We start from the raw sequence: 20,034 nt of genomic DNA, 5'->3' as shown, positions 1-20,034 counted from the left end.
GGACATGTCCACCATCGGAACCCCCGAACTGCTGTTCCTGCTGCGCGGCCTGGGATGGACGCTGGCCCTGACCGCCATCGGATTTGTCGGCGGCATCGCCTTCGGCCTAGTCGTGGCCCTGGTCCGCGTCGCCCGCCGCCGCTGGCTGCGCACCATCGCGGCGGCCTGGATCGCGATCTTCCAGGGCACGCCGCTGCTGATGCAGCTGTTCGTCGTCTATTTCGGCCTGCCGCTGCTGGGCGTCACCGTCCCCGCCTGGGGCGCCGTGGCCATCGCGCTGACCGCCCACGCCTCGGCCTATCTGGGCGAGATCTGGCGCGGCGCCATCCAGGCCGTGCCGCTGGGCCAGACCGAGGCCGCCCACGCCCTCGGCATCAAGTATCGCAGCCTGATGCGCGACATCGTTTTGCCCCAGGCGTTACGGCTGTCGCTGCCCGCCACCATCGGATTCCTGGTACAGTTGCTGAAGGGCACCTCGCTTGCGGCCATCGTCGGCTTCATCGAACTGACGCGGGCCGGGCAGATCGTGTCGAACCAGACATTCAAGCCGCTGATCGTCTTCGGCATCGTCGGCGCCCTGTATTTCCTGCTGTGCTGGCCCCTGTCGCTGTGGGGCAGCCGGATGGAGCGCCGCCTGGCCCGCGACCGCCGCTGAACCACAATAATAATTTGGGAGGAATACATGCTTGCGAAGACGACGCTGACGGCCATTGCCGCCACGCTGGCCCTATCTGCGGGCCTGTCCACCGCCGCCGATGCCCGCAGCCTTGAGGACGCCAAAGCCTCGGGCAAGCTGATCGTGGGCATCCAGGCCGACAACTGCCCCTGGGGCTGCCTGGGCAGCACCGGCGAGGCACAGGGCTTTGACGCTGCGGTCGCCCGCGCCTTCGCCGCCCATCTGGGGTTGGAGGCCGAATTCGTGCCCATGGCCGTGGCCAACCGCATCCCGGCGCTGACCACCGACAAGGTGGACGTGCTGATCGCGTCGCTGGGCATCACCGCCGAACGCGCGCAATCGGTGCAGTTCAGCCAGCCCTATGCCGAAAACACCCTGTTCGTGACGGCGGCGAAATCGACCGACCTGCCCGATCTCGCATCGCTGGCGGGCCGGTCGGTCGGCGTTCCCCGGTCGACGCCGATGGACACGATCCTGACCGCCGAAGCGCCGCCCGAGACCCGCATCCAGCGGTTCGACGACGACGCGGCCAATATCCAGGCGCTCGTGTCCGGTCAGGTCGAGGCTGTGGGATCGAACCAGTTCTACATCCAGCGCCTGGAAGCCGCGCGCCCCGGCGAATACGAAAACAAGTTCCCCATCGGCGCGCTGTACCAGGGCATCGCATCCCGCCTGGGCGAGGCCGACTGGAACACCGCCGCCAACGAGTTCCTGGACGCCTTCATCGGCAGCGATGCCTTTGACGCGGCCTATGCCGAATGGCTTCAGGTCGAGGTGCCGCAATTGCCGGACACCATCGACGGCGTCAGCTTCACCGTGGCGCGGCAATAGGCTTTAAACACCACGGGGACCGCAAGACGGTCCGTATCAGGGAGGAACCACCATGCTTCACATCACCCGCATCGCCGCCGCCGCGGCCCTGGCCCTGGCCGCCGCCGTCGGCACCGCCGCCGACGCCCGCTCGGTCGAGGAGGCCAAGGCATCCGGCACGATCCGCATCGGCATCCAGGGCGACAACTGCCCCTGGGGCTGCATCAATTCGTCGGGCCAAGCCGACGGCTATGACGCCGCGATGGGCCGCGCCTTTGCCGAATACCTGGGCGTGCAGGCCGAATTCGTGCCGCTGGCCGTCGCCAACCGCATCCCGGCGCTGACCACCGACAAGGTGGACGTTCTGTTCGCCACCATGGCGATGAACCCGGAACGGGCGCAGTCGATCCAGTTCTCGGTCCCCTATGCGGCGAACCAGATGTCGGTCGTGGGTCCGAAGGACGCCGATCTCTCGACGCCCGAGAAGCTGGCCGACTATCGCATCGGGGTGCCGCGTTCGGCGGCTCAGGATACCGCGCTAACCGCCCTGGCGCCGGAAGGCACGAACATCATGCGCTTCGACGACGACGCGGCGACCATCCAGGCGCTGATGTCGGGCCAGGTCGATGCGGTGGGCGGCAACCAGTTCTACATCACCCGGATCGAGGCTGGCGCCCCCGGCAGATACGAAAACAAGATGCCTCTGACGGCGCTTTACAACGGCGTCGGCACCCGCCTGGGCGAGGCCGACTGGAACCAGACCGTCAACGCCTTCCTGGGCGAGTTCATGAAAACCGATGAGTTCAAGGGCATCTACAACACCTGGATGCACATGGATCCGCCGCAACTGCCTGGGGAAATGGACGGCGTGCCCTTCGCCATCGCCCAGTAAGCCCGCGACAATCCCACGGCCCGGCGGTTCCGCCGCCGGGCGCCCCCTGCCCCGAAGGTCACATCCCATGCCGAAGCTCGTCTATATCCTGAATGGTCCGAACCTGAACCTGCTGGGCAAGCGCCAGCCCCATATCTACGGGTCCGAGACCCTGGCCGACGTGGAACGCGACTGCGCGACGCTGGCCTTGGAACTGGGCGTCCAGACGCGTTTCCTGCAATCGAACACCGAGGGCCAGATCATCGACTGGATCCATCAGGCGCGCGAGGATGGCGCAGGCATCGTCATCAACCCCGCCGCCTATACCCACACCTCGGTGGCGATCTTGGACGCGCTCAACGCCTTCGACGGCCCGGTGATCGAGGTCCATATCTCGAACGTCCACAAGCGCGAGTCCTTCCGCCACCATTCCTATGTCAGCCTGCGCGCCGACGGCGTGATCGCCGGATGCGGGACCGAGGGCTATCGCCTGGCCCTGCGCCGCATCGTCACGCTGGCCGGGGCGGACGCGTGACACCGCGCATCGCCGTCATGGGCGCGGGCCTGATCGGCAAGCGCCACGCGATGCATGTCGCGGCCTCGGCGGACGCGGATCTGGCCTGCGTCATCGACCCCTCGCCCACGGGCCAAGCGGTGGCGGCGGAATATGGCGCGCCCTGGGTCCGGTCGCTGGACGAGGCGATGGCGGGTCCCCGCCCGGACGGCGTGATTGTTGCAACCCCGAACCAGATGCACATGCGGAACGGCCTGGACTGCATCGCCGCAAACCTGCCCGCGCTGATCGAAAAGCCGCTTTGCGACAGCGTGACGGACGCCGAACGGCTGGTCGCGGCGGCGGATGCGGCGGGCGTTCCGCTGCTGACCGGGCACCATCGCCGCCACAACCCGCTGATGCAGAAGGCGCGCGAGTTGATCCAGGACGGCAGCATCGGCACCCCGGTCGTCGCCAATGCGATGTTCTGGCTGTGCAAGCCCGACGATTACTTCGACGTGGCTTGGCGGCGCGAAAAAGGCGCGGGGCCGGTCTTCCTGAACCTGATCCATGACGTGGACAACCTGCGTTACCTGCTGGACGACGTGACCGCCGTCACCGCGCGCGAATCGAACGCCCTGCGCGGCAACGCGGTCGAGGAAACGGCGGTGATCCTGCTGGAATTCGCCAGCGGCATGCTCGCCACGGTCAGCGTCTGCGACGCGACGGTGGCGCCCTGGTCCTGGGAGATGACCACCGGCGAAAACCCCGCCTATCCGCAGACGGACGAGCATTGCTATCTGATCGGCGGCACCCACGGATCGCTGGCCCTGCCGTCCCTGACACTGCGCACCGCGCGGGGCGAACGCAGTTGGTATTCGCCCTTCGACGTGCAGCGGGCCACGGTGTCCGACGAAGACCCCCTGGCCCGGCAAGTCAGCCAGTTCGCCCGCGTGATCGCAGGCCGGGAACCGCCCTTGGTGTCGGGCCGCGACGGGCTGGAGACCCTGCGCGTCATCCAGGCCGTCAAGCAATCCGCCGAAACCGGCGCCCGCATCGCGCTTTGATCCCAGGGAGGGAGATCATGACCGAAGACTATCTGATCCGCATGGAGAATGTCGAAAAGTGGTATGGCGCCTTCCATGCCCTGAAGAACGTGAACCTGAACGTCCGGCGCGGCGAAAAGATCGTGCTGTGCGGCCCGTCCGGGTCGGGAAAGTCGACGCTGATCCGCTGCATCAACCATCTTGAGACGATCAAGTCCGGCACTATCGTCGTAGACGGCACCAAGCTGGACGACGGGCAGAAGGCCATCGACGCCGTGCGCCGCGAGGTCGGCATGGTCTTTCAGCAGTTCAACCTGTTCCCGCACATGACGGTCCTGGAAAACTGCACCCTGGCGCCGATGCGGGTGCGCGGCATCTCCAAGGCCGAGGCCGAGGCGACGGCGCGCAAATACCTGGACCGGGTGCGGATCGGCAACCAGGCCGACAAATATCCCGCGCAACTGTCCGGCGGCCAGCAGCAGCGCGTGGCCATCGCCCGCGCGCTGTGCATGGAACCCATCGCCATGCTGTTCGACGAACCGACATCGGCGCTTGACCCCGAGATGGTCAAGGAGGTTCTGGACACGATGGTGGGCCTGGCCCGCGACGGCATGACGATGATCTGCGTCACGCACGAGATGGGATTCGCCCGCCAGGTCGCCGACCGGGTGATCTTCATGGCCGACGGAGAGATCCTGGAAGAAAACACCCCCGAGGAATTCTTCCACGCGCCCCGCCACGAACGCGCCCGGAATTTCCTGGGCGAGATCCTGCACCACTGAGGCGACGATGATAAGCGGCACGACCCGGCTGATCGCGCATATCGGCTATCCCACCAGCACCTTCAAGGCGCCGATGATCTATAACCCCTGGTTCGACGCCCGTGGCATCGACGCCGTGGTGGTGCCGATGGGCTGCAAGGCCGAGGATTACGCCGCTTTCCTGCCGCTGGTGTTCCGGCTGTCGAACATCCACGGCGCGCTGATCACCATGCCCCACAAGGTCGCCACCATTGGCCTGGCCGACCGGGTGTCGGTCACGGCCCGGATTGCGGGCGCGGCCAATGCCCTGCGGCTGGGGGTGGACGGCGCCCTGGAGGCCGACATGTTCGACGGCGAGGGCTTCGTGCTAGGCGTGCTGGCCAAGGGCCAGCGGCTGGACGGGATCGGCGCGCTTGTGGTCGGCGCGGGCGGCGTCGGCTCGGCCATCGCGGCGTCGCTGGCGCGGGCGGGCGTGGCGCGGCTGGCGATCTTCGATCCCAACGCGGGCGCGGCGCAGGCTCTGGCCGGGCGGCTGCTGGCGGCCTATCCGGCGCTGCGGGTGGAAACCGGCAGCCGCGATCCGGCGGGGTTCGAACTGGTGGTGAACGCCTCGCCCCTGGGAATGAACGCGGGCGATCCGCTGCCGATGGACGTGACCCGCATCGACCCCGCCGCCTTCGTGGGCGAGGTGGTGATGAAGACCGAAATGACGCCCTTCCTGTCCGCCGCCGCCGAGCGCGGCTGCCGCTATCAGGTCGGCACCGACATGCTGTTCGAACAGATCCCCGCCTATCTGGAGTTCTTCGGCTTCGGCAAGCCCACCGCCGACGAGTTGCGCCGGACGGCGGCGATCAGCTATTAGCGTTCGGGCGTAGGGTGGGGTTTCACCCCACCATTGGCGGGCGCCCACCTTTGCCGAAAGCATGGTGGGGTGAAACCCCACCCTACGCGGGCGGATCGTCCCAATCGTCCCGCGCCACCGCCTGCGCCAGTTCGCGGCGGAACCTGTCGATGGCGTATTCCGCGAAGCTGGACAGGTGGCGCCCCTTGCGCGTCACCGCCCAGGCGGTGATCCCGGCGCTTTCGGTCAGGGGGCGGCGGGTGATGCCCGGCATATAGACCTCGGCCACGGAGAATTCGTCGATCACCGCGACCCCCAGCCCGTGCCGCACCAGGCTGACCACGGTCTGCGCGAACCGTCCGCGCATGGTATAGCGCGGGTTGATCCCCGCGTCGCGGAACGGCTGGGCCAAGGCCGCGCCATAAGGATCGTCGGGATGGACACCCACGAAATCCTCGGCCGCAAGATCGTGGACCGAGATCGTGCGCTGCGCGGCCAGCCGGTGCCCGTCCGGCACGATCGCGACCAGCCGCCCGCGCGCCAGCGGCTCGCAGGTCAGGGCGGGGTTGTCCACAGCCGAGGACATGATGACGAATTCGCCCTTGTCCAGCAGCAGGTAATCGGTGGTTTCCTCGATCTTGAGGATGTTCAGGTCGATGAACAGGTCGGGAAACCGCTGGCGCACGCCCCGGATCGCGCGGGCGGCGATGAACTGCGCGATGGACGGCGCGGACGCAAAGGACAGGCGCACGTCCTCGCCCTTGCGCAGCGCGCCCACGGCGCCGTTCAGGTTCTCCATCTGGCGATAGACCTGGTGGATCATCTGGAAGATCGCCTCGGCCTCGGCCGAGGGGACGAACAGCCCGCCCTTCCGTTCGAACAGCCGGATCCCCAGCGAGCTTTCGGTATACTTCACCAGCCGCGAGATCCCCGGCGCGCTGACATTCAGCAGCTTCGCCGCGCCCTGGATGGTGCCCGCCATCATCACGGCGCGGATCACCTCGACCTGGCGCAGGGTCATCTCTCGCATGGGGCTACCGGGCGGGCATTCCGGCGGGACGTTCGCTGCGCTTCTGCGCGGCGATGCGGAATGGGGCGTTCGGCGCGCCATATCCCTGGTAGGTGCCGGTCCGCTGCACCACCTCCAGGAACAGCCCGCCCGGCTGCGCCTGGCTGTAGAACTGAAGGAACCGGCCGCCGGGTTCCTCGTCATACATGATGTTCAGCGCCTGCACCCGCTGGCGCAGCGCCGGGTCAAGGCCGAAGCGCGCCTCTATGTCGTCGTAATAATTCGCGCCGATCCTCAGCACCGGAAAACCCCGGTCCTGCATGGCGGCGGCGGTCGCGAAGATGTCGTCCGTGCGGAAGGCCAGGTGCTGCACGGACGACCCGAAGGTATCCTCGATGAAGCGCCCGGCCAGGGTGCGCCGCGATTCCGCGCCGTTCAGCGTGACCCGCAGCGCGCCCGCGCGGATCGCCTGGCTGCGCACCAGCCCGTCGGGATCGGCCACGTCGACCATGGCGGATTTCTCGGCCCCGAAGATCGAGGTGTAGAACAGCGACCAACTGAGCATCTCATCATAGGCCATGGTCTGCGCGATGTGATCGACCGCGACCAGACCCGCGCCCTGGGGGCTTGGCTGGTCCAGCGTGAAATCCACGTCCCACAGGCTTGCCGCGCCTGCGTGCAGGAACCGCAGCGCGCTGCCGCCAACGCCGCGAATGCCGGGGATCGCCAGTTCGTCGGGGCCATGCGACTGGGCGTGCGCGGGGGCGCCCAGGAAGGTCGCGCGGGTGACGGCGCCCTGGGGATCGGCGACCGTCAGCCCGACCTCGGACACGCCGGTGCCGTGGTTCAGCCAGGCGGCATGGGCATAGCCCTGGGCTTCGCTGTTGACCAGCAGGTTGACGCCCCCCTGCCGCCACAGCCGCACCTGCTTCGACCGATGCCGCCCCACCGCGGCGAACCCGGCCGAGGCAAGAAACTGCTCCAGCCCGCCCGCATCGCCGGGGGCCGTCGCGAATTCCACGAACTCGACCCCCTCGACCGCAACGGGGCCGGGAAAGGCGGGCAGGTCCACGGGCAGTTGCGGTTCCGCGCGGCGCACCGCGTCCATCAGATGCACGAGCGACCGATGCCCGTCCTGCGCCACCAGCCGGGGCATCCCGCGCCGGAACTGGTCGTTGAAGATCTCCAGGCTGATTGGCCCGGCATAGCCCGCAGCCATGACCGCGCGCATGAAGCCGGTCACATCCAGGTCGCCCTCTCCCGGCATGGTGCGGAAATGGCGCGACCAGTAGAGCAGGTCCATCTCGATCGCGGGGGCATCGGCAAGCTGGACGAAAAAGATCTTGTCGCCCGGAATGCGGCGGATCGTGTCGGGGTCGATGCGGCGGGCCAGGGTGTGGAAGCTGTCGAGGATCAGGCCGATATTCGGATGATCGGCGCGGCGGACGATTTCCCAGGCGTCGCGGTGGTCGGCCACATGACGGCCCCAGCACAGCGCCTCGTATCCGACGCGGATGCCGCGCGCGGCGGCGATGTCGCCCAGTTCCGCCAGATCGTCTGCGGCCCGGCTGATCCCGCCCATGGCCGCCGGATGGACCGACGAACAGAACAGCACCAGATCGGTTCCCAGTTCCGCCATCAGGTCGAACTTGCGTTCCGCGCGGGCGAAGGCGCGGCTGCGCAGCGGTTCGGGCAGGCCCTCGAAATCGCGGAAGGGCTGGAACAGCGCGATGTCCAGCCCGTGATCACGCACCATCCGGCCCACCTCGCGCGGGGAGTGGTCCGAGGCCACGAAATCCTGTTCGAAAATCTCGATGGCGTCGAATTTCGCGGCCTGCGCGGCGGCCAGCTTGTCGGCGAACTTGCCCGGCAGGGAAACGGTGGCGATGCAGGATTTCATGGGACATGTCCATCGGGCGGTTTCACCCATAATGCCCGCCTGGGGATAACTGGCAAGAACCGATCCTGCCGGATGGATAACACGATGTTAATCGAAGCCCGGCAGGGACAACTGCGGGGCCTGCCCCTCGTCCTCCTCAAGCGAGGACAGGGTGACGCCCAGCAGGCGGATGCCCTTGGCCGTCGGAAACAGCGGCTGCAACAGGCCGACCGCGACGGCTTCCAGATCGCCGGCGCCGTGGACCGGGCCGGTCAAGGTCCGGCTGCGGGTGATCTGCTGGAAATCGGCGTATTTCACCTTCAGCGTCACGGTCCGCCCGGTCAGGTGCCTGCTGTCGCAGGCTTTCCAGACCTTGTCCGCCAGGGCCGCGACCTCTTGCCGGGCGGGGTCGAAATCGAAGATGTCGGCGGAAAAGGTGTCCTCGGATCCGACCGATTTGCGGATCCGGTGCGGCTCGACCGGGCGGTGGTCGATCGCGCGAGAGATGCGCCAGTACCAGTCCCCCGCCTTGCCGAAATGCTGGCGCAGGAATTCGGCCGAACGGGCGCGCAGGTCGGCGCCGGTGACGATGCCCAGCCGCTCCATCTTGGCCGCAGTGGCCGGGCCGATGCCGTGGAATTTCTTGACCGGCAGTTCGGCCACGAAGGCCGGTCCCCGCGCGGGCGTGATGACCGCCTGCCCGTTCGGCTTGTTCAGGTCACTGGCCAGTTTCGCCAGGAACTTGTTGTAGGAAATCCCCGCAGATGCGTTCAGCCCCGTCACCTGCCGGATCCGGTCGCGGATCATCAGGGCGATGGTGGTGGCCACGGGGATGGCCTGCTTGTTTTCGGTCACGTCCAGATAGGCCTCGTCCAGGGACAGCGGCTCGATCAGGTCGGTATGTTCGGCAAAGACCTGGCGGATCTGCTGGGACACGGCGCGATAGACCTCGAAGCGCGGCTTCACGAAGATCAGATCCGGGCAGCGGCGCTTCGCAGTCACCGACGGCATGGCCGAGCGCACGCCGAACACCCGCGCCTCATAGCTGGCGGCGGCGACGACACCGCGCGCGGTCGACCCGCCCACGGCCACGGGCTTGCCGCGCAGGTCCGGGTTGTCGCGCTGCTCGACCGAGGCATAGAAGGCGTCCATGTCGACATGGATGATCTTGCGGATCCCCGCGTCGGCCATCGGTGCGGCATGATTGTCGGGTTGCGGCATCTGGATCGGTCCCTGACTTGCCCCGCCAGTCTAATCGACCACAGCAGCGGAAACAAATGCGGAACGGAATATTTCCTCCGCCGCCGATTTTCGCCGTGCAGTTTGCGCTTGGTCAAAGTGCAGGGCGGCGCAAGGGCCTAATCCGGCCCTTGAACGGACCGTTTCCCGGTCCGCGACTTCAGGAGAAAGACCCATGAAACGCGCCCTCTTCCTTGCCCCCGCCTTGGCCCTGACCTTCGCCCTGTCCGGCGCAGCCTTCGCCGCCGAGCACGAAGTCCACATGATGAACAAGGGCGAGGCCGGGATGATGGTGTTCGAACCCGCCTTCGTGAAGGCCCAACCCGGCGACGTGATCCACTTCATCCCCACCGACAAGAGCCACAACGTCGAGGCGATCAAGGAGATCCTGCCCGCAGGGGTCGAGCCGTTCAAAAGCAAGATCAACGAGGAATATTCGCTGACCGTGACCGAGCCCGGCCTTTACGGCGTGAAATGCACGCCGCATTTCGCGATGGGCATGGTGGGGCTGATCCAGGTGGGCGACGCGCCCGCGAACCTGGATGCCGCCAAGACCGCGAAGATGTCGAAAAAGGCGCGCGAGCGCATGGACGCCGAGATCGCCCAGGTCCAGTAACCCCCACCACCCGGCGGGGCGGCCCAGGGCTGCCCCGGCGCCGGACAAAAACCGGAAACTTCCCGCCCCTTGCGCCGTTTCCCCACGGATCCAGAAACGGGGTAAGGACATGCTTCCGCAGAACGCCGACGGCCACAAGGCGAAAGACGGCCTGACCTACGGCCCGCCAGGCGACCGCGCGGTGCATCTGTGCATCGACATGCAGCGGCTGTTCGACAAGGGTTCGGAATGGCAAGTGGACTGGATGCGCCGGGTGCTGCCGAATGTCTGCCACCTGGTCGAGACCCTGCCCGACCGCACCGTCTTCACCCGCTTCATCCCGCCCGAAACACTGGACGACGCGCCCGGCACCTGGCGGCGCTATTATGAAAAATGGCCGCAGATGCTGCGGCGCAACCTGGATCCCGACTGGCTGCGCCTGCTGCCGGAACTGGAGATCCACCTGCCCCGCGCGCGGATTTTCGACAAGCCCGTCTATTCGCCCTGGATGGACGGACGGCTGCACGCCCTGTTGCAACGGGATCGGATCGACACGCTGATCCTGACCGGAGGAGAGACGGACGTCTGCCTGTTGGCGGCGGTGATCGGCGCTGTCGATCTGGGATACCGGGTCATCCTGGTATCGGATGCCGTCTGCTCCTCTACGGACGACACCCATGACGCGGCGATGGAGATGTATGGGAAACGCTTCGGACAGCAGATCGAGATGGTCGAGACCGCCCCCCTGGTCGCCGTGATGGTCTAATATCTGGCGTCATCTTCCCGGCGGCAGTTCAGCCGCTCGGAGATCCGGCGGAAGGTCTCGACGACGGCCAGTTCGGTTTCCAGCCCGTCGACAATGACGGCGCCAGGGTCTTCCTGCCCGTCATGCAGAACCTGACGTTCCGCCAGCCAGTCGCAAAGCGCCCGGCGCGCGTCGGGGGTCAGCAGGTCCGGCAGCGCGTCGATCAGCTTGGCATGGGCGATCGCCTGGGCGTCGGGTGCCATGGCAGCCTCAATAAGTGCCGGGAGGATCACTGGCCGGGAAGGATTCATCCCCCGTCTCGTCCACCAGATCCCAGTCCCGGGGCGGGGCCGACATCTCGCGGCGCCCTGCCGGGCGGACATAGCGCGGCCCGGGAGAGCTGGACCCGCCCATCGCCTTGGCAATCAGCCCGCCTGCCAGCAGGAACCCGCCCGCCGCTATCAGAATGTCGCAACTGCGCATGTCATCGCTCCTGTTGTTCGGGTATCAAACGACGGCGCGGCGGCAGTTGTTCCCGTCGCGGCCAACGGGTTTTTTCAACTGATAAACAGCAAGATGGAAACCTGTCGGCGTCCCGGCGGTTCTGACTGGGCAGGCTGTCCGCAACGGGCGCCCCCTTCCGATCAGAAAGGCCGCAAGATGCGCGATTATCCCAAGCCCCCCTTTCCCAAGCAGCAGCAGGATCTGCCCGGCAGCTTCCAGAAGATGGACCCCCGCCCCGACCATGGCGAGGAAAGCTGGCGCGGCGCGGGCCGGCTGGAAGGGATGAAGGCCGTCATCACCGGCGGCGACAGCGGCATCGGCCGCGCCGTCGCCATCGCCTTTGCGCGCGAGGGGGCGGACGTGGCGCTGTCCTATCTGGACGAGACCGAGGACGCCCGGTCCACCGCGCAACTGGTCCGCGACGCAGGGCGCGAATGCCTGACCCTTCCGGGCGACATCGCCGACCCCGGCCATTGCCGCAAGATCATCGCCGACGCCGTGGCCGTGTTCGGCCAGATCGACATCCTGGTCAACAACGCCGCCCATCAGGAAACCTTCGACAAGCTGGAAGACATCCCGGACGACGAATGGCGCAAGACCTTCGCCATCAATATCGACGCGATGTTCCACCTGACCAAGGCCGCCGTGCCGCATATGCGGGCGGGCAGTTCGATCATCAACACCGCCTCGATCAATTCCGACGATCCGAACCCGACGCTGCTGGCCTATGCCACCACCAAGGGCGCGATCCAGAATTTCACCATGGGCCTTGCGCAACTGCTGGCAGAACGCGGCATCCGCGCCAATGTCGTGGCCCCCGGCCCGGTCTGGACGCCGCTGATCCCGGCCAGCATGGATGCGGAAAAAGTGTCGAAATTCGGCGAAAACTATCCCATGAAGCGCCCGGCCCAGCCGGTCGAGCTGGCTTCGGCCTATGTGATGCTGGCGGAACCGATGTCCAGCTATGTCTCGGGTGCGACCATCGCCGTCACCGGCGGCAAGCCGATGATATGACGACGCAACGCTGGGGTGGATACTGGACCGATGCGGGCTGGACCCTGGACCTCTGGGCGCCCCAGGCGGAACGGGTCGGGCTGGTCCTGAATGGCGACGAGCGCCCGATGATCCGACAGGCGGACGGGTTCTGGTCCGTGACCGCCCCTGCCCGGCCGGGCGACACCTATCTGCTGCGGGTGGACGGCCGCGACATGCCCGACCCCGCCAGCCGCTTGCAGGCGGGGGACGTCCACGCCCCGTCGGTCGTGACCGCGCGACCGGACGACCGCTGGCACACGCCCTGGGCCGGGCGCGACTGGGCCGAGGCGGTGATCTATGAACTGCACCTGGGCACCTTCACCCCGGAAGGAACGCTGGCGGCGGCAGCGGGCAAGCTGGCCGGGCTGGCGGATGTGGGGATCACGGCGGTCGAGTTGATGCCGGTGGGCCAATGGCAAGGCGATCGCGGCTGGGGCTATGACGGGGTGCTGCCCTTTGCGCTGCATCCGGCCTATGGCAGCCCCGACGACCTGTGCCGCTTTGTCGATCATGCGCATTCGCTGGGGCTGATGGTGGTCCTGGATCTGGTCATGAACCATTTCGGGCCAGAGGGCGCCTATCTGCACCATGCCGCCCCCGCCTTCTTCGATGAAAGCCGCCATACGCCGTGGGGCGCGGCCATCGACTTTTCGCAAGCCGCCGTGCGGGAATACTGGATCCAGTGCGCGGAATACTGGCTGGGCGAATTCCGCCTTGACGGACTGCGGCTGGACGCGGTCCACCAGATCACGGGGCCGGGCGCAGAGGACTTCATGACCGCCCTTGCCCGCCGCGCCCGCGCCGTGGACGACAGCCGCGCCATCCATCTGATCGTCGAGGATGAACGCAACGATCCCTTCCTGCGCGAAAACGGCTATGACGCCAGTTGGAACGACGATTTCCACCATGCGATCCACTGCCAGTTGACGGGCGAATCCGACAGCTATTACGCCAGCTTCGCGGTCGACCCCATCGGCGACCTGTGCCTGACCTTGCAGCGCGGCCATGTCGAGGAGGGCCAGCCCCGCGCCGCCCGCGACGACCCGCGCGGCCAGCCCTGCGGCCACCTGCCGCCGACCGCCTTCGTCAATGCGACCCAGACGCATGATCAGGTCGGCAACCGCGCCCTTGGCGAACGGCTGCTGTCGCTGGCCGACCCGCAGGGCGTCAGGACGGGTTTCGCGCTGCTGCTGGTGGCCCCCTATGTCCCGATGATCTTCATGGGCGAAGAACGCGGCGCGACCACGCCCTTTCTGTTTTTCGCGGATTTCACCGGCGATCTGGCCCGCGCCGTCCGCGAAGGCCGCGCCGCCGAATTCGCCGAAATCGCCAGTCTGGGATCGGGCGTGCCCAACCCGCTGGATCCCGATACCTTCGCCCGATCCCGGCTGGACTGGCGAGACGACGGCACCGCGCGCGACTGGCTGGCGCTGACCAAGCGCGCCCTGGCCTTTCGGCGCGACCATGTGGTGCCGCTGCTGAAAAGCGGATGCAGCGGTCCTGCGCGGGTGGTGCGGCACGGCGCGGCGTCCCTGGCCGCGTCCTGGCCGTTCCACCAGGGAACCCTGGACCTGCAACTGAGCCTGGGCCAGGCCGCGCCCGATCTGCAAGCCGCCGACGATGCCGCATTTTCCCTGGGCCGCATCGGCAGCGATCCCTATGCCCTTTCCGTCAGCACAAGGTTCCCATGATCCCCTCCATTCCCACGGCGACCTATCGGATCCAGTTGCGCGACGGCGTGGACTTCGCGCAGGTGACGCGGCTTCTGCCCTATCTGTCGGGCCTGGGGATTTCGCATCTGTATCTGTCGCCGATCTTCCAGGCCGGGGCGGGTTCGACGCATGGATACGACATCACCGACCCGACCCGCATCGACCCGGCCCTGGGCGGGCGCAAGGGGTTCGACACCCTGGCGCGCGCGGCCCGAGACCAGGGCCTGGGCATCATCCTGGATATCGTACCCAACCATACCGCCTTCACGCTGGAAAACCCGTGGCTGCTGGACGTGCTGAAGCACGGAACGGCCAGCCGCTATGCCCGGCATTTCGACATCGACTGGGACGCGGGGCCGCTGGTCCTGCCCTTCCTGCCCGAACCGTTCGAAAAGATGTTGGCCGACGGCGCGTTCCGGGCGGCGGACGGGCTGTGGCATTTCGGCGATGCCGCGCTGCCCCTGGCCCCCGACAGCCCTGCGACCGATGACCTGCGCGCGCTGCATGACGCCCAGCACTGGCGGCTGGTCCATTCCGACCTGGAACGCGACGGCATCACCCATCGGCGGTTCTTCAACGTCACCAGCCTGATCGGGATGCGGGTCGAGGATCGCGGCGTCTTCGAGGACACCCATGCGCTGATCTTCGATCTGGTCCGCGCGGGATCGGTTCAGGGGCTGCGCGTCGATCATATCGACGGGCTGGCCGATCCGGCGGGCTATCTGGACCGGCTGCACCACGCCCTGCCCGACACTCCGGTCTGGGTCGAAAAGATCCTGGTCGGCGATGAGACCCTGCCCCCGGACTGGAAGACTGTCGGCACCACTGGATACGAGGCCGCGCGCCTGATCGCGCGGCTGTTCACCGACCCGGCGGGGATCGCCGAACTGGACTGCCTGTGGCGCGCGGCCACCGGGATCGACACGGACTTCCGCACCGAACTGCGCCAGGCCAAGCTGGACGTGCTGGACAACGAACTGGCTGCCGAACGGCGTCAATTGCGCGACATGGCGGCCCTGGCCGTGCAAGGCTCTCCGCTCGCCCAGCCGGGGCCGGAATCGCTGCGCGAGGCGGTGACGGCGCTGCTGGCGTCCATGCCGCGCTATCGCAGCTATGTCACCTGCCGGACCTGCCCGGATGACCGCGACCTGCTGGGGCGGGTCGCGGACGATGCCGCGCAGGGTCTGCGCAGCCGGGCGGTGGTCGACCTGCTGGCGGACCTGATGCTGGATCCGCAATCCGCCGCCGCCCGCGTCTTCGTCCGACGCTTCCAGCAGGTCTCGGGCGCGCTGCTGGCCAAGGCGCAAGAGGATACGGCGGGATTTCGCTGGACCCGCTATCTGGCCGCGAACGAGGTCGGCGCGGAACCCGATGAACCGGACGTGACCGTCGAGCAGGCCAACGCCTTCCTGGCCGCGCGCAGGCCGGGGGACATGACGCTGGTGTCGACCCATGACACCAAGCGGTCGGGCGATTCCCGGATGCGGCTGGTCGCGATCAGCCACCTGCCGCGATCCTTCCAGGCGCTGTTCGACGCGGCCGCCCGGCTGCCCTCGGCCGATGCGGTCGATCCCCGCTGGCGGTGGTATGTCCTGCAATCGGCCCTGGCGATCTGGGACGGCGACGCGGGACGGGCGGCGGACCGGCTGGACGGCCATATCGAAAAGGCCATGCGAGAGGCCAAGCTGACCAGCTTCTGGACCAATCCCGACACGGCGACCGAGACCGCCGCAAAATCCTTTGCCCGCGGCCTGCTGGACCAATGGGCGGCGCGCCCGGATCCGGCGCTGCAAGCCCTGCTGCACCGGGGCGAGGCCCTGGCCTTCGCGCAACTGGCCTTCCAGCTGCTGATGCCCGGCTTTCCCGACATCTATCGCGGAGACGAGGGCGGATTGCTGGCGCTGACCGACCCCGACAACCGCCTGCCCGTCGATTGGGACGCCCTGGCCCGGCGCGAGGCCGATACGAACGCCAAGCTGCACTGGACCCGACAGCTTCTGGCGCTGCGCGGCAGCCACAGCGAATTCCTGCGCGATGCGGATGCCCGCGTGCAGGTCGACGGCGACGGCCTGCGCCTGATCCGCGCCGCAGGCGGCACACAGGTGGTCGCCGAATTCTCACCCACAGCCGTCCTGCCGGCCGATCCCCTTCTTTCCCGCGTCTTCGAGGACGGCAGTTCCGTCTGCGTCCGGCTGAACCAAATGGAAAATTAACATTTGATGCCGCCTGGAACAATCACGCGTTGTTTCAGTTTGGAAAGCAAGCCGCCCTACGGGCGCTTGCATCCCCCAATCGAAGGACAGACCCCGTGTCAGCACCGTCGCCTCGTTCTCCTGTCCTCTCCCTGCCGGATCGGCGGGTTGCGACCGTGCTTCTGGCCGGGGGCAAGGGCAGCCGCCTGCACGACCTGACCGCCGCCGAAAGCAAGCCGGCCGTGCATTTCGCGGGCCGCAACCGCATCGTTGATTTCGCAATGGCGAATGTCGTGCGATCCGGCCTGGATCGTCTGATCGTCGCCACCCAGTTCGCGCCCCGCACCCTTCATGACCACCTGCCCGCCCGCTGGGGCCAGCATTTCGCGCGGGGCGGGATGGTCCTGCGCGACGGTCGCGACCGTTACCAGGGCACTGCCGACGCGGTGCGCCGCAACTGGGACCATATCGGCGACTGCGACGCCGATCAGGTTCTGGTTCTGGCTGCCGACCATATTTATGACATGGATTACGGCCCTCTGATCGCGGCGCACCGGGCGTCCGGCGCGGCGGTGACGGTCGCGGTGGACGTGGTGGCCCTGTCGCAGGCCAGCGGCTTTGGCGTGATGCACACCGATCCCGGTGGCCGGATCCTGTCCTTCCTGGAAAAGCCAGCCGATCCCCCCGCCATTCCTGGCGAGCCGGACAAGGCGATGGTCTCGATGGGCATCTATGTGTTCGAGGCCGCTTGGCTGCGCGATGCGCTGTTCGGGCAGGATACCCACGCGACGGATTTCGGGCACCAGGTGATCCCCGCCGCCGTGGCGAAGGGACTGGCCTGCGCCTATCGCCTGCCGACGGGACCATCGGGACATACCTATTGGCGCGACGTGGGCACCCTGGATGCGCTGCGGCGGTCGCATCTGGATTTCCTCAGCAGCCATCCCGCCCGCCTGCCGCGCATGTCGACCCTGTCGGAATGGTATCTGGGCCGCGACAGCGTGGCGATGCCGGGGGCGCTTGTTCCGGCCTCGGCCCGGCTGACGCGCTGTCTGGTGGCGCCGGGAACCCATGTGCCCCCCGGACTGGTCGTGGGCGAGGACGCGCACGAGGATGCCCGCTGGTTTCGCCGCGACCGCGACACGATCCTGATCACCCAGGCGATGCTGGATCGTCGGGATACGCTGCGGGTGCCCGTTTCCGCCGCGGCGCGAACCGCCATGCCGCGCCAAGATGTCGCCTGATCTGGGGAACCGAATGCGCGACATGAAGCAACGCCCGGCCTTCGACCTTTCCGTCACCCGCCCCGACATTCTGGGCGCCGAATATCTGGGCGAAGGCACGAATTTCGCCCTGTATTCAGATCACGCCACGCGGGTGGAACTGTGCCTGTTCGACGAAACCGGCGAACAGGAACTGCACCGCATCGACCTGCCCGACATGGAGGGCGGGATCTGGTTCGGCTATCTGCCCGGCATCGGTCCGGGACAGGTCTATGGGTATCGCGTCCACGGGCCTTATGACCCGGAACAAGGCCATCGCTTCAATCCGAACAAGCTGCTGCTGGATCCCTATGCCCGCGAATTGCGCGGCCGGATCCGCTGGGACGACGCGCTGCACGGCTATCAGGTGGGTCAGGACGATCTGTCCTTCGACGACCGCGACAGCGCCGCCTTCATGCCCAAGGGCGTCGTGGTGGACGCCAAGTTCGACTGGGATACCGACCGCGCCATCCGCACCCCTTGGCAGAACAGCGTCATCTATGAGGCGCATGTGAAGGGGCTGACGCAGCTTCACCCCGCCGTGCCCGAGGATGATCGCGGCACCTTTCGCGGTTTGGGCAGCGACGCGGTGATCGAGCATCTGCACAGGATCGGCGTCACCGCCATCGAACTGCTGCCGATCCACGCCTTCGCCAACGACCGCTATCTGGTGGAAAAGGGCCTGTCGAACTACTGGGGCTATTCCACCCTGTCCTTCTTCGCCCCTCATGCCCCCTATCTGAAATCCGGCCAGATCCGGGAAGTGAAAGAGGCGATCCGCAAGCTGCACAAGGCGGGGATCGAGGTGATCCTGGACGTGGTCTTCAATCACACCGCCGAGGGCAACGAGCTGGGGCAGACCATGTCCTTCCGGGGCATCGACAACGCATCCTATTACCTGCTGTCGCCCGACAATCCGCGCCACAGCTTCGACACCACCGGCACCGGCAACACCCTGAACGTCGCGCATCCGATGGTGCTGCGGATGGTCATGGATTCGCTGCGCTATTGGGTCGAGGCGATGCATGTGGACGGTTTCCGATTCGACCTGGCCTCGACGCTGGGACGGGAAAGCCAGGGCTTCGAACGCGACGGGTCGTTCTTCAACGCCATCCGCCAGGATCCGGTGCTGTCGGGCGTCAAGCTGATCGCCGAGCCCTGGGATATCGGCGAAGGCGGATACCAGGTGGGCGGATACCGCTGGCCGTTCCGCGAATGGAACGACAAATTCCGCGACGACACCCGCGCCTTCTGGCGGCGCGATCCGGGGCTGCTGCCCGCGATGTCCGAACGGCTTGCCGGATCGCCCGTGCAGTTCAATCACAGCCACCGGCCCGCGACCTCCAGCGTGAACTTCGTCGCGGCCCATGACGGCTTCACCCTGTGGGATACCGTCAGTTTCAACGACAAGCACAACGACGCCAATGGCGAGGACAACCGCGACGGCCACGATCACAACCTGTCGGACAACCTGGGGGCCGAGGGCGCGTCCGACGACGACGGGATCCTCGCCGCGCGCAGGCGCCGGGTCCGCGCGATGCTGGCGACCGTGATGCTGAGCCAAGGCGTGCCGATGATCCTGGCGGGCGACGATTTCGGCAATTCGCAGGACGGCAACAACAACGCCTATTGTCAGGACAACGCGATCAGCTGGCTGGAATGGGACAAGGCCGATGACGGCATCCTGACCGCCGTAGAGGCCTTGGCCGCGTTCCGGCAAGAGGTGTCGCTGTCGCAATCCCGCTTTGGCGCCGCGCCCGAGGACGCCCAGGACCGCCAGCCCGCGATCACCTGGCTGCATCCGCGCGGCGGCGCGATGGAGGACGGCGACTGGCAGGACGGCGAACTGCGCTGCTTCGCCCTGCACCAGTCTATCCCCGGCGGATCCGAAGTGCTGATCCTGCTGAACGCGGGCGATGACGCGGAATTCGCCCTGCCCCAGGGGGATTGGCGCCTGCGCATCGACACCTCGGCCGATGAGGTGGCCCAGGATAGCCCGGCCGAAGGCACCGTCCCGGTGCCCTGGCAGACCGTCATGGCGTTCCTGCGCGTGGATCGGCAACCCGAGTGATTTTGACCAAGGAGGAAGACATGGACCAGGACCATCAGGAAAGGATCAAGCAACGCGCCCACGAAATCTGGGAAAGCGAGGGCCGGCCCGACGGCCGAGACGCCGAACACTGGTCCCGCGCCGAGGAAGAGCTGCGCAACCAGATGGACGGTGGATCGCAAGGGGACACTGACGGCCAGTCCGGCCTGGCCCAGACGGCAGCCGCCGCGAAACCCAAGCGGGCGCCCCGCAAGTCGTCCGCCAAGTCCGCCAAGGCCGACCCCACGCCCTATCTGAACGACGCCCCGTAACCG

The 20,034-nt window shown here is 67.2% G+C and carries 20 protein-coding genes; 15 read left to right on the top strand and 5 right to left on the bottom strand.

From position 1 onward, the window contains the following. Positions 1–4: 4 nt before the first annotated feature. The 7 genes from PARHAE_RS13375 to PARHAE_RS13345 all read left to right on the top strand — a co-directional run bounded on the left by PARHAE_RS13375 (position 5) and on the right by PARHAE_RS13345 (position 5,519). On the top strand, positions 5–655 hold the full coding sequence (locus PARHAE_RS13375) for an amino acid ABC transporter permease (protein ID WP_126155083.1): 651 nt from the start codon (positions 5–7) through the stop codon (positions 653–655). Between the two features lie 27 nt (positions 656–682). Beyond that, positions 683–1,507: a transporter substrate-binding domain-containing protein gene (locus PARHAE_RS13370; protein WP_126155082.1), complete on the top strand. Its 825-nt coding sequence runs from the start codon at positions 683–685 to the stop codon at positions 1,505–1,507. A gap of 52 nt (positions 1,508–1,559) precedes the next feature. Further along, the gene (locus PARHAE_RS13365; protein ID WP_126155081.1) at positions 1,560–2,378 is read left to right on the top strand and encodes a transporter substrate-binding domain-containing protein; all 819 of its coding nucleotides are present in this window, start codon (positions 1,560–1,562) and stop codon (positions 2,376–2,378) included. Positions 2,379–2,445: 67 nt separating this feature from the next. After that, on the top strand, positions 2,446–2,892 hold the full coding sequence (aroQ, locus tag PARHAE_RS13360; RefSeq protein ID WP_126155080.1) for a type II 3-dehydroquinate dehydratase: 447 nt from the start codon (positions 2,446–2,448) through the stop codon (positions 2,890–2,892). Next, positions 2,889–3,917 carry a Gfo/Idh/MocA family protein gene (locus PARHAE_RS13355; RefSeq protein ID WP_206436952.1) on the top strand — a complete coding sequence of 343 codons (1,029 nt, stop codon included), beginning with the start codon at positions 2,889–2,891 and terminating at the stop codon, positions 3,915–3,917. The genes aroQ and PARHAE_RS13355 overlap by 4 nt, the downstream gene beginning before the upstream one ends. A 17-nt stretch (positions 3,918–3,934) precedes the next feature. Beyond that, positions 3,935–4,678: an amino acid ABC transporter ATP-binding protein gene (locus tag PARHAE_RS13350; protein ID WP_206436951.1), complete on the top strand. Its 744-nt coding sequence runs from the start codon at positions 3,935–3,937 to the stop codon at positions 4,676–4,678. 7 nt (positions 4,679–4,685) lie between these two features. Beyond that, entirely contained in the window at positions 4,686–5,519 is an 834-nt protein-coding gene (locus PARHAE_RS13345; RefSeq protein ID WP_126155078.1) for a shikimate dehydrogenase family protein, read from the top strand. A gap of 82 nt (positions 5,520–5,601) precedes the next feature. On the opposite strand, the gene PARHAE_RS13340 is transcribed toward PARHAE_RS13345, so the two are convergent. From PARHAE_RS13340 to dinB, 3 genes are all read right to left on the bottom strand, one after another. After that, positions 5,602–6,528, bottom strand: coding sequence for a LysR family transcriptional regulator (locus PARHAE_RS13340; RefSeq protein WP_126155077.1), 927 nt, complete (start codon positions 6,526–6,528; stop codon positions 5,602–5,604). 4 nt (positions 6,529–6,532) lie between these two features. After that, entirely contained in the window at positions 6,533–8,407 is a 1,875-nt protein-coding gene (locus PARHAE_RS13335; protein WP_126155076.1) for a bifunctional sugar phosphate isomerase/epimerase/4-hydroxyphenylpyruvate dioxygenase family protein, read from the bottom strand. A gap of 87 nt (positions 8,408–8,494) precedes the next feature. Continuing rightward, the gene (gene dinB, locus PARHAE_RS13330) at positions 8,495–9,607 is read right to left on the bottom strand and encodes a DNA polymerase IV (protein WP_241232808.1); all 1,113 of its coding nucleotides are present in this window, start codon (positions 9,605–9,607) and stop codon (positions 8,495–8,497) included. Positions 9,608–9,800: 193 nt separating this feature from the next. Between dinB and PARHAE_RS13325 the strand changes: the two genes are divergently transcribed. Together PARHAE_RS13325 and PARHAE_RS13320 are read left to right on the top strand one after the other, a co-directional pair. Continuing rightward, entirely contained in the window at positions 9,801–10,241 is a 441-nt protein-coding gene (locus PARHAE_RS13325) for a pseudoazurin (RefSeq protein WP_126152698.1), read from the top strand. Between the two features lie 109 nt (positions 10,242–10,350). Next, positions 10,351–10,986, top strand: coding sequence for a cysteine hydrolase family protein (locus tag PARHAE_RS13320; RefSeq protein WP_126155075.1), 636 nt, complete (start codon positions 10,351–10,353; stop codon positions 10,984–10,986). Here PARHAE_RS13320 and PARHAE_RS13315 read toward each other — a convergent pair. Then, the gene (locus tag PARHAE_RS13315; RefSeq protein ID WP_126155074.1) at positions 10,983–11,228 is read right to left on the bottom strand and encodes a hypothetical protein; all 246 of its coding nucleotides are present in this window, start codon (positions 11,226–11,228) and stop codon (positions 10,983–10,985) included. The genes PARHAE_RS13320 and PARHAE_RS13315 overlap by 4 nt on opposite strands. Before the next feature lie 7 nt (positions 11,229–11,235). After that, positions 11,236–11,448, bottom strand: a complete 213-nt coding sequence (locus PARHAE_RS13310) for a hypothetical protein (RefSeq protein ID WP_126155073.1) — start codon at positions 11,446–11,448, stop codon at positions 11,236–11,238. Positions 11,449–11,625: 177 nt separating this feature from the next. On the opposite strand from PARHAE_RS13310, the gene PARHAE_RS13305 reads away from it, so the two are divergent. The 6 genes from PARHAE_RS13305 (at position 11,626) to PARHAE_RS13280 (ending at position 20,031) form a co-directional block, all read left to right on the top strand. Then, positions 11,626–12,483, top strand: a complete 858-nt coding sequence (locus PARHAE_RS13305) for an SDR family oxidoreductase (RefSeq protein ID WP_206436950.1) — start codon at positions 11,626–11,628, stop codon at positions 12,481–12,483. Then, positions 12,480–14,195: a malto-oligosyltrehalose trehalohydrolase gene (gene treZ / locus PARHAE_RS13300; protein WP_126155072.1), complete on the top strand. Its 1,716-nt coding sequence runs from the start codon at positions 12,480–12,482 to the stop codon at positions 14,193–14,195. The genes PARHAE_RS13305 and treZ overlap by 4 nt, the downstream gene beginning before the upstream one ends. Then, complete coding sequence (gene treY / locus PARHAE_RS13295) at positions 14,192–16,429, top strand: malto-oligosyltrehalose synthase (protein WP_126155071.1); 2,238 nt, start codon at positions 14,192–14,194, stop codon at positions 16,427–16,429. Before treZ ends, treY begins: the two co-directional genes overlap by 4 nt. Before the next feature lie 155 nt (positions 16,430–16,584). Further along, complete coding sequence (locus PARHAE_RS13290; protein WP_164555244.1) at positions 16,585–17,652, top strand: sugar phosphate nucleotidyltransferase; 1,068 nt, start codon at positions 16,585–16,587, stop codon at positions 17,650–17,652. A 13-nt stretch (positions 17,653–17,665) separates the two neighbouring features. Continuing rightward, positions 17,666–19,741 (top strand): glycogen debranching protein GlgX, encoded by a 2,076-nt coding sequence (glgX, locus tag PARHAE_RS13285; RefSeq protein WP_420899407.1) that lies wholly within the window; start codon positions 17,666–17,668, stop codon positions 19,739–19,741. A 20-nt stretch (positions 19,742–19,761) separates the two neighbouring features. Beyond that, positions 19,762–20,031 carry a DUF2934 domain-containing protein gene (locus PARHAE_RS13280; protein WP_126155069.1) on the top strand — a complete coding sequence of 90 codons (270 nt, stop codon included), beginning with the start codon at positions 19,762–19,764 and terminating at the stop codon, positions 20,029–20,031. The last annotated feature ends 3 nt before the right edge of the window (positions 20,032–20,034 follow it).

It is taken from the genome of Paracoccus haematequi (assembly GCF_900631945.1).
Taxonomy (GTDB): domain Bacteria; phylum Pseudomonadota; class Alphaproteobacteria; order Rhodobacterales; family Rhodobacteraceae; genus Paracoccus; species Paracoccus haematequi_A.
The sequence above is the reverse complement of the archived record's forward strand: the minus strand, read 5'-3'. Positions and strand labels throughout refer to the sequence as shown.